This window comes from Aggregatibacter valvarum, from assembly GCF_980468985.1.
In genome coordinates, this window is record NZ_OZ413141.1 from 970,396 (window position 1) to 983,427 (window position 13,032).

General features: G+C 44.5%; 9 protein-coding genes. 4 read left to right on the top strand and 5 right to left on the bottom strand.

Going from position 1 to position 13,032, the window contains the following annotated elements:
• Positions 1-26 precede the first annotated feature (26 nt).
• Positions 27-1,178 carry a ribonuclease D gene (rnd, locus tag AC30SF_RS04500; protein ID WP_489607693.1) on the bottom strand — a complete coding sequence of 384 codons (1,152 nt, stop codon included), beginning with the start codon at positions 1,176-1,178 and terminating at the stop codon, positions 27-29.
• Positions 1,179-1,486: 308 nt separating this feature from the next.
• On the opposite strand from rnd, the gene pyk reads away from it, so the two are divergent.
• On the top strand, positions 1,487-2,926 hold the full coding sequence (pyk, locus tag AC30SF_RS04505) for a pyruvate kinase (protein ID WP_033002350.1): 1,440 nt from the start codon (positions 1,487-1,489) through the stop codon (positions 2,924-2,926).
• A gap of 148 nt (positions 2,927-3,074) precedes the next feature.
• Here the strand turns inward: pyk and bioD are convergent, their stop codons facing one another.
• The gene (gene bioD, locus AC30SF_RS04510) at positions 3,075-3,803 is read right to left on the bottom strand and encodes a dethiobiotin synthase (RefSeq protein WP_489607694.1); all 729 of its coding nucleotides are present in this window, start codon (positions 3,801-3,803) and stop codon (positions 3,075-3,077) included.
• A gap of 307 nt (positions 3,804-4,110) precedes the next feature.
• On the opposite strand from bioD, the gene asnS reads away from it, so the two are divergent.
• Positions 4,111-5,514: an asparagine--tRNA ligase gene (gene asnS / locus AC30SF_RS04515; protein ID WP_489607695.1), complete on the top strand. Its 1,404-nt coding sequence runs from the start codon at positions 4,111-4,113 to the stop codon at positions 5,512-5,514.
• A 73-nt stretch (positions 5,515-5,587) separates the two neighbouring features.
• Here the strand turns inward: asnS and AC30SF_RS04520 are convergent, their stop codons facing one another.
• Both AC30SF_RS04520 and rplY read right to left on the bottom strand, forming a co-directional pair.
• Positions 5,588-6,091 carry a hypothetical protein gene (locus AC30SF_RS04520; protein ID WP_021615268.1) on the bottom strand — a complete coding sequence of 168 codons (504 nt, stop codon included), beginning with the start codon at positions 6,089-6,091 and terminating at the stop codon, positions 5,588-5,590.
• A gap of 64 nt (positions 6,092-6,155) precedes the next feature.
• A complete protein-coding gene (rplY, locus tag AC30SF_RS04525) occupies positions 6,156-6,443 on the bottom strand; it encodes a 50S ribosomal protein L25 (RefSeq protein ID WP_296027948.1) in 288 nt (95 codons plus the stop codon).
• A 213-nt stretch (positions 6,444-6,656) separates the two neighbouring features.
• Between rplY and AC30SF_RS04530 the strand changes: the two genes are divergently transcribed.
• Positions 6,657-7,262, top strand: a complete 606-nt coding sequence (locus tag AC30SF_RS04530; protein WP_021615270.1) for a DedA family protein — start codon at positions 6,657-6,659, stop codon at positions 7,260-7,262.
• A 172-nt stretch (positions 7,263-7,434) separates the two neighbouring features.
• On the opposite strand, the gene glnE is transcribed toward AC30SF_RS04530, so the two are convergent.
• A complete protein-coding gene (gene glnE, locus AC30SF_RS04535) occupies positions 7,435-10,368 on the bottom strand; it encodes a bifunctional [glutamate--ammonia ligase]-adenylyl-L-tyrosine phosphorylase/[glutamate--ammonia-ligase] adenylyltransferase (RefSeq protein ID WP_489607696.1) in 2,934 nt (977 codons plus the stop codon).
• 246 nt (positions 10,369-10,614) lie between these two features.
• On the opposite strand from glnE, the gene cas3 reads away from it, so the two are divergent.
• Positions 10,615-12,906, top strand: coding sequence for a CRISPR-associated helicase Cas3' (cas3, locus tag AC30SF_RS04540; protein WP_489607697.1), 2,292 nt, complete (start codon positions 10,615-10,617; stop codon positions 12,904-12,906).
• Positions 12,907-13,032: the final 126 nt, after the last annotated feature.

Below are 13,032 nucleotides of genomic sequence, written 5' to 3' on the forward strand. Positions count from 1 at the left end.
CGCTTTTACTTTCCATTTCTCACAATTTAAAGGGTTTTCAATACGTTTAATAACGCATCGCCAAAAGGTTGTCGCCAACCTTGTAATAACTCTGGAAGATCCTCTTTGTTGGCGTTTAACCAATGCCATTTCATTAAATTTTCTAAGCTACGTCGGCTTGCAATTAACTCTTGCGGTAAGTTTTCAGGGGTAATTTCCTTGAGTTTCTGTTGCAAGGCTTTCAGTGCCGTTTTATAGCGCGGATCATCGGTTAATCGCTGAATCATTGGGGGATAATCCTTGGGATCGATGCGCTTAACCTGTTCAAGCAACTGTAAGAGTTTTTTACCATGAATTCGCACTTCTGATGTGCTCAACCCCAATTCTAACAATGCTGATGTGCTTTTCGGAGTATATTTTGCCACCGCCCATAAATTTTCTGAACGCACTACGAAATTTAACGCGAGATCCCGTTTCATGGCTTCTTGCATACGCCATTTGGCGAGAATTTTTAATCGCATTAATTCCAATGAATTGAGCTTCCAAGCATTTGGAATCGCAAAATAAGCGGTGTCAGGATCTTTCCCGGAGTGTGCGCGTTTATTGAGCAAAAATTCACATTCATTTTTGACCGCACTTTGCCACTCGGTTTGCGCCAGTTGGGCTTGCATTTGTTGATATAACGGCAACAAATACCATACATCTGCTGCCGCATAGCGCAATTGGGTATCTGATAACGGACGAGCCAACCAATCGGTGCGGGAAGCGCCTTTATCAATTTCAATTTGGAAATACTGTTGCACTAATGTGGCAAATCCCGGTGAATTCGCAAAGCCTAAAAAATTGGCCATTACTTGGGTATCACACATCGGTTGGGGGAGTTGTTGGAAAGTGTGTTGAAAAACTTCCAGATCTTCCCCACAGGCATGTAACACTTTAGTCACGTGGTCATCGGCAAGTAAGGCAATGAAAGGGGAAAAATCTTGAATCGTTGTTGGGTCGATGAGTGCCACCTCATCACCGGCGTAAAGCTGAACTAAGCCAAGCTGAGGGTAAAGGGTTCGCGTGCGAACAAATTCAGTGTCTAAAGCCACCGCACTTTGCTGTCTAGCGAATGCGCAAACCTCTGCCAAGGCGCTATCTTCAGTAATGAGTTTAAAGTGCGGTGGATTTTGGCATTCTTTGGGTTGAGATATCATATGTCTATTCGATTATAAAGTCAGGGTTAAGCAATTTTAACATGTCGAGAGAAATTCGGGCGGGCACCTTAGCGTGGAATTTATGTCAGGTCAACTTTTCTTTTTGTGTGAAAGTTAACCAATGTTGCCGTGCTGTAATCATGAGAATGCAGTATGTTATGGGCAAATCAACCACGTCATTTCTAAAATGTGATCTCGATCTAATTTTATTTTAGGCGTATAATGCGACGCAGTTTTTTTATGTGATGATGAAGTCATCGCACATATTAATAAAAATTTTATAATACAAATAGTTACGGAGAATTTTAATGTCTAGAAGACTCAGAAGAACGAAAATTGTATGTACTATGGGGCCGGCAACCGACCGTGGTAACAATTTGGAAAAAATTATTGCCGCTGGGGCGAATGTCGTGCGTATGAATTTCTCGCATGGGACACCGGAAGACCATATTGCCCGTGCTGAGAAAGTACGCGAAATTGCGAAGAAATTAGGAAAAACGGTTGCGATCTTAGGTGACTTACAAGGCCCGAAAATTCGGGTATCTACCTTTAAAGACGGTAAAATTTTCTTAAATATCGGCGACAAATTTGTTTTAGATGCTGAGTTACCGAAAGGTGAGGGAACACAAGAAGTGGTTGGTTTAGACTATAAAACCTTACCTCAAGATGTCGTACCGGGCGATATTCTTTTATTAGACGATGGTCGCGTTCAATTAAAAGTGTTATCCACCGAAGGCGCAAAAGTTTTCACCGAAGTAACCGTTGGTGGACCGTTATCAAATAATAAAGGTATCAATAAATTAGGTGGCGGCTTATCAGCTGATGCATTAACAGAGAAAGATAAAGCCGATATTATCACCGCTGCCCGCATTGGGGTGGATTATTTGGCCGTTTCTTTCCCGCGTTCCGGTGAGGACTTAAATTATGCCCGTCAATTAGCGAGAGACGCCGGCTTGAATGCAAAAATCGTTGCCAAAGTGGAACGTGCCGAAGCGGTAGCTACCGATGAAGCGATGGATGACATCATTTTAGCGTCCGATGTTATCATGGTTGCCCGCGGGGACTTAGGGGTTGAAATCGGTGATCCGGAATTAGTCGCCGTTCAGAAAAAATTGATTCGTCGCTCTCGCCAATTAAATCGTGTGGTGATTACTGCAACGCAAATGATGGAATCAATGATCAGTAATCCAATGCCAACCCGTGCAGAAGTCATGGACGTGGCAAATGCCGTATTAGACGGTACTGACGCGGTTATGCTGTCTGCGGAAACAGCTGCCGGTCAATATCCAGCGGAAACGGTGGCGTCTATGGCAAAAGTATGCTTAGGGGCAGAAAAAATGCCGGGAGCCAGCGTGTCACACCATCGTATAAATGTCGAATTTGATGATATTGAGGAAACGATTGCAATGTCGGCAATGTTCGCAGCGAATCATATGAAAGGGGTGAGTGCTATTATTGCCATGAGTAGTAGTGGTCGTACGCCATTGTTAATGTCTCGAATCAGTTCTGGTTTGCCTATTTTTGCGTTATCTCGTCACCAAGAAACCTTAAATTTGTGTGCGTTATATCGCGGTGTAACACCGGTGCTTTATGATGACATCAGCCGCACAATGGAAGGGGCGCAAAAAGCCATTTCCTTGTTAAAAGATAAAGGCTTCTTAATGGCAGGGGATGTAGTGTTATTAACTCAAGGGGCAGAATTTGCAGACAGCGGTTCAAATACCTGTCGTATTCTGACAGTAGAGTAATTGTTAAAGAAGGCTTAGTAAGTTTACTAAGCCTTCTGTTTTTGATGAAATCGATTAAATATAGTTAATTTTCACCGCACTTAATGTTCACTGCACTTAACTTTTTACCGCACTGGGTCTTCACCGTGTTTTCTGCTGTTTACCGTTTTTATGCGACCCATTCTGTTCGCATATACGTCAATCGATCAAGCCCTGTAATAAAGTGGCTTAAGTCTTGTTCTTCAGGTCGATGAATATAGGCAATTTCACCGAGCAATGGCGCATCTATTTTTTGTTTTAACGTTTCAATAATTTCAGCATAATGACCGAGGCCGGGGTTAATTCGATTTGCAACCCATCCCAATAATGGCAGATTCTTGCTAAGTATTGATTGCACAGTCAATAAGGCATGATTAATACATCCTTCTTTAATTCCCACCACGACGATAGTTGGCATATTGTGTTCAGCAACCCAGTCGGCAAAACTATAGTCTTTATTAATGGGCGTCAACCAACCGAAAGCTCCTTCGACAGTAACCGAGGAATATTTGGCGGATAGCCGCGCTAAATCTGCATTCAGCTTCTCGATTTTAACCCGTTGACTTTCTTCTGTTAAAATAGGGATCGTATGCAAGAATGTGTAACTATTGACTTCTTCATAGGTAACATTTTCGCGTGTGCTATTCATCAACGTTAGAACATCAGAATTATCTTTCGTTTCATAGTCACTTTCTTCCTGCAAAGACTTCAGCGAATATATCGGTTCATCTTGCCCGAATGCAATTGGCTTGTACCCAACGACTTGGATACCCGATTTTTGCAAAGCTTGCATGATTGCACGTGTTACAATCGTTTTGCCAACATTCGTATCTGTTCCTGTGATAAAAAAACTACTCATCATCATCCTCTTTTCTACTTTAGTCGTGAGATTCTAGATGAAAAAGGGTGATGTTATTTTGAGATAAAACAATATTTAATAAATTTATCGATCTTTTTGTATAAAATGCATGAAGATATCCCGATTATTTATGCTTTTATGTCATCAAAATAAATCCGGATTAATCAGGAAGGATTTTGATCAAAATGAGGCATGTTCACTATCCGCATTGCCTTAAAAAATAAAAGCATCAATAGATTTTGGTAAATTTTCTAACTTAAGGTAAACTAGTGCAGTTCTAGAAAAATGGATTAAATTTGAGGTATATATGACAAAAATTGCATCAATTGTAGATGTGCTACAGGGCAAAATCGCAATTGGCGAAAAAGTGACTGTACGCGGTTGGGTACGCACCCGTCGCGATTCCAAAGCCGGTCTATCTTTCCTTGCTGTTTATGACGGTTCTTGCTTTGCCCCCATCCAAGCCATCGTAAATAATGATATCGTTAATTATGAATCTGAAGTATTGCGTTTAACTACTGGTTGTTCCGTTATTGTAACAGGGACGGTGGTTGAATCGCCGGCTGAAGGCCAAGCCGTTGAGTTACAAGCAGAGAAGGTGGAAGTTACCGGCTGGGTCGAAGATCCGGAAACCTACCCAATGGCAGCAAAACGCCATTCAATCGAATATTTACGCGAAGTAGCACACTTGCGTCCTCGCACAAATATCATTGGGGCTGTTGCACGTGTACGTCATTGTTTGGCTCAAGCCATTCATCGCTTCTTCCACGAGCAAGGTTTCTATTGGGTGGCAACGCCGTTAATCACCGCTTCCGATACGGAAGGTGCGGGCGAAATGTTCCGTGTTTCTACGTTAGATTTAGAAAACTTACCGCGCACAGATAAAGGTGCGGTGGATTTTAGCCAAGATTTCTTCGGTAAAGAATCGTTCTTAACCGTATCCGGTCAATTAAACGGTGAAACTTACGCTTGTGCGTTAAGTAAGATCTATACGTTTGGACCAACATTCCGCGCCGAAAACTCCAACACAACCCGTCACTTGGCAGAATTCTGGATGATTGAACCTGAAGTGGCTTTTGCAACGCTCGCCGATAACGCAAAACTTGCCGAAGATATGTTGAAATATGTTTTCCGTGCTGTGTTAACTGAGCGTCGTGATGATTTGGAGTTCTTTGCTAAACATGTTGATGATGATGTCATTAATCGTTTAGAACGTTTCATTCATTCCGATTTCGCCCAAGTAGATTACACCGATGCCATTGAGATTTTATTAAAATCCGGCAAAACATTTGAATTCCCGGTTTCTTGGGGGATCGACCTTTCTTCCGAACATGAACGCTATTTAGCGGAAGAATATTTCAAATCGCCTGTTGTGGTGAAAAACTATCCGAAAGACATCAAAGCCTTCTATATGCGTTTAAACGATGACGGAAAAACCGTTGCAGCGATGGATGTGTTGGCTCCGGGAATCGGTGAAATCATTGGTGGTTCACAACGTGAAGAGCGTTTAGATGTATTGGATAAACGTATGGAAGAAATGGGCTTAAATCCTGAAGATTATTGGTGGTACCGCGATTTACGCCGTTATGGTACTGTACCGCACTCCGGCTTTGGTTTAGGTTTTGAACGGTTGATTGTTTATGTAACCGGTTTACAAAACATTCGTGATGTGATTCCATTCCCACGTGCACCACGTAACGCAAACTTCTAATTCTAACAAGAAATAAAAATCCCCTTATTCTTCACGAAAAGGGGATTTTTTATGGAGATTGGCTTAAGCAGAATTATTGTGCTTTAGCATTTCCATTAAATTTTTTCTCTAATGCAAGGCTTTGCTCTTGTAGTTTCGCCATGGCATCTTTTAATTTTTCTGCTTTTGCTAAATAAGCTTTTTGTTGTTCTTCCGTTGGCTCGCTTAAGCTCACATTCGCTTGATCAACCAATAAATCGCTTGCTAAGCTAAGCACGGTTTTTGTTTGTTCTTTGACTTCATTAATTGAAGCAGATTGAATTTTTAACGATTCTAAGCTAGCAATTGTGTTTTTTACAGAGTTATTAAAGGTATCAATCGCTTCTTGGATCTTTTTATTGTCTTTGGCTTGTACCGCCACCATAAGATCTTGTTGGAATTTTTGTTGGGATTGTAGCTGTGTTTGCTCTTGGTTTCTGTTCCATTCAATTAACGCATTATAATCAGCCGTTTCAACTGCAGGATCTACCGCTTTATCACAAGCAGCCAAAAAAACAGCAAATAAAGCAACAGCACCAAATTTAATTAATTTTTTCATAATCTATCCTTTATGTAATAGTGGTATATAAAAAACTCCAGAGGCCATCTGGAGTTTTTATCAATTATGCACGTTTGAAGTCAATGTGCACAAGTTTCGGCTTAAATGGGTGACGTTGCATTGCTTGCACTTTCACAGCCACCTCTTTACCATCAATCACTAATGTGATGACGTCTGAATAGAAAGCATCATGCGCTTGCGCATTGTTTAGTTCATCATGACTTAAAATGATAGATACAGGCTCTTCCTTGCCACCATAAACGATAGCTGGGATTTGACCGTTGTGACGCAGGCGGCGGCTCGCACCCTTACCTTGCGCTGTACGAACTTCAGCGTTAAATTTAAATGCCATTTTAGTGTTCTCTTTTTAAAGATTTAAACGAATAAAAATCGCAGGCGACCCAGCGATTTCACAAAATTTGCTCAAAGTCTGAACTTTGAGGCTGGTGATTATAATAAATTCGTATAGGTAATGCAAACTCAATCAAGCACTTTTTCCTAGCCATATTCAGGCAAGATGGGATAAAATGGGCGGGTTATTTTTAGTTTTAGGACGCTTTTATTCATGGAATTTCTGATTAATTTTTTTAGCAATTACGGTTATTTCGCCGTGTTATTTGTTTTGATTATCTGTGGTTTTGGCGTACCGATTCCGGAAGATATTACATTAGTTTCCGGCGGCGTTATTTCCGGTTTGGGATATGCAAATGTGCACATCATGTTAGTCGTAAGCTTGCTTGGTGTGTTGCTAGGCGATAGCACGATGTATTGGCTTGGTCGCATTTATGGTACTAAAATTCTACGTTTTAGACCTATTCGTCGCTTTTTGACTTTAGATCGTTTGCGCATGGTACGTAGTAAATTCGATCAATATGGCAATCGTGTATTATTTGTCGCGCGATTTTTACCCGGTTTACGCGCCCCGATTTACATGGTTGCCGGAATCACCCGACGGGTGAGTTTTACGCGTTTTGTATTATTAGATTTTTGTGCTGCGATTATTTCCGTGCCAATTTGGGTTTATCTCGGTGATTTTGGTGCCAGCAATTTAGATTGGCTACACGCACAAATTAAGAAAGGCCAATCAGTGATTTATATCTTAATCGCGCTCCTTGTGGTTTATCTTGTTTGGAAATGGCATAAAAATCGCAAGAAAGCCCAACAAAGTTAAATGAGTCCTGCGAAGGGATAGAGATGTCTCCAGCAATGAGACCATAGAGTAGAGTCGCCGATTTTGATGAAAAATCGGCGCTAACACAGCTAAAAGTGCGGTCAGTTTTCAACGTAATTTTTAACACGGCGATAAAAACGGATCCACACATTATCTCAAAAAGAAACTTGCCTTATCCCAATAATTTCTTCCAAATCTCTCGCACAAACGCCCGTTCTGCACAAAATTCCGACGCGTCCACCACAGAGGGTAAACCGAGTAAATTTAAATGGTGAATACGGTTGCGCAGATCCACATAACATTGTTTTAAGCGTTCGCTGTCAGAATCGGAAATTACGTCATGTTCCGCCATGATCTCGAAAATCCGCACATTGTCTGACCAGCGAGTGAGGGCTGGCTGTTGCGGCGAATGCGCCAACACCAAATATTGTGCGATAAATTCAATGTCCGTAATGCCGCCTTGGTCGGTTTTAATGTTGAATTGGGCGTCATCATGTTTTGCCAAATGTTCATACATTTTTTCCCGCATTTCGCCGACATCCTGTTTCAGTTGAACTAAGTCACGCGGGGCAGAAAGCACGTTGTGACGAATGGTTTCAAATTCATCTCGGAGTTTCTGTTCGCCGAACACTGCACGGCTACGCACCAAGGCTTGTTTTTCCCAGGTCCAGGCTTCGTTCAGTTGATAGTTTTCAAAGGCGGCGAAAGAGCAACCAAGCAATCCCGCATCGCCCGACGGGCGCAGGCGCATATCCACGTCATATAAAATCCCGGCGCTGGTATTCATGCTGAAAATACTGACGATTTTTTGGGCTAAACGTAAATAAAATTGGTTGCTGTCGATGACTTTTTTGCCTCCAACGGTTTGACTGTTGCCGGCGGGATCGTATAAGAAGACAAGATCCAAATCGGATTTATAGCCCAATTCAATGCCGCCCAATTTGCCGTAACCCACCACGAGGAAGTTTTTTTCCCCTTCCGCCAAATGTTCTGGCACCCCAAAACGCACGGCGATTTGTTGCCACGCCAAATTGACCACCGCACTGATAATCGCCTCAGCCAAATAAGTGAGATGATCGCTCACTTTCATTACCGGCAACACACCGAGAATATCGGCAGCGGCAATGCGGAGCAGGGCAGCGTGCTTAAACTGGCGCAAGCCGTCGATGAATTGTTCTTCGTCATCTTGCGGCAGGCGCAATAAATATTGCTGTAATTCGGAAGCGTACTCGGTAAAGTGCGGTGGATTTCGCAGGGATTTTTGATCGAGCAATTCATCGAGCAAAATCGGGTGGCGAGCCACTTGTTCTGCAATAAATTTTGATTGGGCACACAGTTCGATAAGCTGCGTCAAGGCTTGTGGATTCTCTGCTAACAGTTCGAGGTAAGTGGTACGCGTGAGAATTTTTTCAATAATCGTCAAAATCCGTGGCAGTAACACCGGGCTGTTGGGCGCGTGTAAAACTTGTTCCAGCAGGTTTGGCATTAAGCGATTGAGCACTGCCCGCCCGCGTACACCAATGGCATAACGAGGCAATTCGTTGCGAAATTGCAACAGGCGATCCAACACCGCATCTTGTTCCGTCTCCGGCACGCTGTTTTGTTGCAAAATGCCGAGCAATTCCTGTTCGTCAAAATCCGTTTCGAGGAAATCTTCCCACGCATTTTCCGATGTATTTTCTTCTTGTTCATCGCCAATTAATGACTGAAAAACCGACCGCACTTTGCGCTGATGTTCGTGTAACACGGCGAGAAAACTCGCCCAATCGTGAATCGGGTAGGTGACGGAAACACTTTCTTGTTGCGCACCCCATTGGGTAAATTCCGCGCAGGCGAAGATTAAACGTTGACGATCCAATTCATTGTCTGGCAGTTGTTGGGTTTGTTGATCTTTGATGGCTTGCAGCACATTTTCCGCGCGACGTAGAAATAAATAGGCGTGGCGCAAATCGGATTCCTGTTCGCTGGAAATTAAATTCAGCTTGCTCAGTTCCGGCAATAAATTCAGCAATTCGTGCTGTTGCAAGGCAATTTCCCGCCCACCGCGAATTAACTGGAAAACCTGCACGATAAACTCAATTTCACGAATGCCACCCGCGCCCAATTTGATGTTATCGGTGAGATTGCGGCGGCGTACTTCCCGTTCGATTTTTTGTTTCATCTCGCGCAATGCTTGAATCACGCTGAAATCAATGTAGCGACGATATACAAACGGGCGCAATAAATTTTGTAAAACGGTGATATTGGGATCCGTTGCTTGCGCGCCTAAAATGCGACCTTTGATCATGGCGTAACGTTCCCAATCGCGCCCTTGATCCTGATAATACTGCTCCATGGCGTTAAAACTGAGTGCCAGCGCGCCACTGTCGCCAAAGGGACGTAAACGCATATCCGTGCGGTACACAAAACCATCGGCGGTGTATTGATCTAACGCGTTAATCAAGCGTTGCCCCAAACGGGTGAAAAACTTCGCATTATCCACACTGCGGCGTGCCCCCACGGTTTCCCCTTGGCTTGGATACGTAAAAATCAAATCAATGTCGGAAGAAAAATTCAGCTCAAAGCCACCCAATTTCCCCATGCCGAGAATATATAGCTGCTGCGCGTTGCCCTGCGCATCCATCGGCGTGCCCATTTCTTCACAAGCCCGTGCATAAAGCCAATCGCGTGCACCAATAATCAGGCTTTCCGCCAGTTGCGACAAGCGAATAAAAACCTGTTCCACCGTGGCGAAATTAAGACTTTGGCAAACACTCAACTTCACCATTTCACGGGCGCGAAACAGACGTAATTCCCGGTAAAGTTGCTCTTCCGTTTGCACATGCTGTAACACCTCATCCAACCGCTCGGCGTACTGGTCACAATCCTCAAAGTGCGGTAGTTTTTCCCAACATTTTGCTAAAAACGCCGGCTGTTTCTGCCACGCCTCCGCCACAAAATCCGACATCGCCACCGCCACAGCCATTTGCCCGATATTTGTTGCGGGATCTTCTCTTTGTTGTTCAATTTGTTCAAACAAAGTGGAATTGAATTTTTCCGGAAAAGAGTGAATTAAAACCTCGGCGAGAGAACGGAGTTTATCGGCAAATTGAGCAACAAAAGACATGGTGAATCCTTATGAAAAATGGTGCGTAAACTTTAGCATGAAATGGCGAAAATTTCAGGGGAGAAAAAGTGTGATTGGGGTCTCAGAATGAGGGAAAGGTGTTAGATGATATGCAATATTTTTGATACGCTCTGACTACAAGTAAGTGTGATGTTATGTTTCTAAAAAATCTAAATTTATTCTTAAAGAAACCACGTCTTATTTATTAAATAAAAATGATGGTGTATTAAACCTTAGGAAGTCACTATGTCCCAATCTGTTATTCGCTACGCCCATTCCGCGCAAGACAAATTCGGTAATCTCTTACCTTACGAACATTGGCAAACCTTGCAAAGCCATTCGGTCAATGTTGGTGAAATGGCGGCGGAGTTTGCTCGGGTATTTGGTGCGCAGGAAATTGCCTGCCAGACGGGACAGCTTCATGACTTAGGGAAATATTCGGAAGCCTTTAACCACCGATTACATGGTGGCCCATCAGTCGATCATGCTACCGCCGGAGCGAAAATTGCGGTAGAACGTTGGGGAAATGTAATCGGCAAACTGATGGCGTTTTGCATTGCGGGGCACCATGCGGGGTTGGCTAATGGATGTGGTGAGGGCAATAACCGCAGTACTTTGAAACAGCGTCTAGCTTTACAATTTGGCGAAGATATTCCCGCCCTCGATAACCTGTGGCAACAAGAAATCAAGCTCCCTCAAAACCTGCCCGCACCGCCACTCAAAGCCGACGCGCATCATCCTTTTTTCTCCTACGCCTTTTTCACCCGAATGCTCTATTCCTGCTTGGTGGATGCCGATTATCTCGACACCGAAGTCTTTTATTCAAACCTAGAAAACAAAGCCGTCGAGCGCGGCGGTTATCCCGATTTAAACGCCTTACAACACAATTTCAATCAATTCATCAACGCTTTCAGACGACGTATAGCCCAAGCTTCAGAGCAAACCGAAGCCGAAAAACGCAACGCCGTTTTAAACCGCCTGCGTGGTGAAATCCTCGATTACGCCGTAGAACAAGCGGCGCAACCGCAAGGACTGTTTACGCTCACCGTGCCGACCGGCGGCGGCAAAACCTTCACTTCCATGGCATTCGCGCTGGAACATGCCAAACGGCACGGAATGCGGCGCGTGATTTACGTCATCCCGTTCACCAGCATCATCGAACAAAATGCCGCCGAATTTCGCAAAGCCTTTGGCGAATTGGGCGAACAAGCCGTGTTGGAACACCACAGCACTTTCGACGACGACAAACTGCAAAATGAGGCCACCAAAGACAAATTGTGCCTTGCTTCGGAAAACTGGGACGCGCCGATTGTCGTGACCACCGCCGTGCAATTCTTCGAATCCCTCTTTGCCGACCGCTCCTCGCGCTGCCGCAAGCTGCACAACATCGCAGGCTCCGTCATCATCCTCGACGAAGCGCAAATGCTACCGCTCAATCTTTTGCTGCCCATCATGCAAGCCATCAAAGAATTGGCGCAGAACTATCATTGCTCTGTCGTCATGTGCACCGCCACCCAGCCAGCCGTGCAATCCGAAAACGGCTTCTATCGAGGCTTTGAAAACGTGCGCGAAATCGCCCCAAAACCGACCGCACTTTTCGACAAACTGCGCCGCACCACCGTGCAACACATCGGCACACAAACCGACGCCGACTTGCTCGCCAAATTTGCCGAACACCCGCAAATGCTCGTCATCGTCAACAACCGCCGCCATGCCCGCAGCCTGTACGACCAAGCCAAACACCTTGACGGCACGTTCCACCTGACCACGTTAATGTGCGCCAAACACCGCAGTCAAAAGCTCGATGAAATCCGAGGCCGTCTGAAAAACGGCGAACCCTGCCGCGTTATCGCCACCTCCTTAATCGAAGCCGGCGTTGATGTGGATTTTCCGCTGGTGATGCGCGCCGAAGCAGGTTTAGACAGCGTTGCTCAAGCCGCAGGACGCTGCAACCGCGAAGGCAAAAGGCCGTCTGAAAACAGCTTTGTCTGGATATTCGCACCTGAAGAACAATGGAAAGCCCCGCCCGAACTTGCCGCCCAAGCCGCCGTTATGCGCCTGACCGCCGACAGTTTTTCAGACGACCTCTTATCCACCCAAGCCGTCGCCGCCTACTTCGCCGAGCTTTATCAATTAAAAGGCAGTGAACTGGATAATAAAAAAATCCTGAAAATGCACAACGATACAGGGCAAAGCCTCGATTTCCCATTCCAAACCATCGCCGACAAATTCCGCATGATCGAAAGCCACATGCAGCCGCTGATTATTCCGTTCGATGTTGAGGCCGAAAGCCTCATTAGCAGCCTGCACCACGCCGACCACATCGGCGGGCTCTTACGCAAACTGCAACCCTACACCGTCCAAATCCCCGAAAAAGCCCTCGCCGCTTTATATAAAGCAGGGCGTATCGAACCGATTAACGAGAAAAACTTCGGCAAACAGTTTTATACGCTGATTGGGCTGGATTTGTATGATGATGTAGCTGGGCTTTCTTGGGAGGATATGGAGTTTTTGAAGGGGGAGAATTTGGTGTTTTAAGGAAAATTATTTTGATTAATTGAGAAGATAATTACATAGGAATTCAGAATAATTAAAGACATTACACAACTTGATGACTATACAAAATTAAAAAAACTTGCTTCTGCTCTTTGGCAACAAAATAAC

Bases quoted from the DNA above. Each gene is read 5' to 3' on its own strand.
- rnd (WP_489607693.1), bottom strand. From the start codon at position 1,178: ATGATATCTCAACCCAAAGAATGCCAAAATCCACCGCACTTTAAACTC.
- cas3 (WP_489607697.1), top strand. From the start codon at position 10,615: ATGTCCCAATCTGTTATTCGCTACGCCCATTCCGCGCAAGACAAATTC.
- bioD (WP_489607694.1), bottom strand. From the start codon at position 3,803: ATGAGTAGTTTTTTTATCACAGGAACAGATACGAATGTTGGCAAAACG.
- asnS (WP_489607695.1), top strand. From the start codon at position 4,111: ATGACAAAAATTGCATCAATTGTAGATGTGCTACAGGGCAAAATCGCA.
- AC30SF_RS04520 (WP_021615268.1), bottom strand. From the start codon at position 6,091: ATGAAAAAATTAATTAAATTTGGTGCTGTTGCTTTATTTGCTGTTTTT.
- rplY (WP_296027948.1), bottom strand. From the start codon at position 6,443: ATGGCATTTAAATTTAACGCTGAAGTTCGTACAGCGCAAGGTAAGGGT.
- pyk (WP_033002350.1), top strand. From the start codon at position 1,487: ATGTCTAGAAGACTCAGAAGAACGAAAATTGTATGTACTATGGGGCCG.
- glnE (WP_489607696.1), bottom strand. From the start codon at position 10,368: ATGTCTTTTGTTGCTCAATTTGCCGATAAACTCCGTTCTCTCGCCGAG.
- AC30SF_RS04530 (WP_021615270.1), top strand. From the start codon at position 6,657: ATGGAATTTCTGATTAATTTTTTTAGCAATTACGGTTATTTCGCCGTG.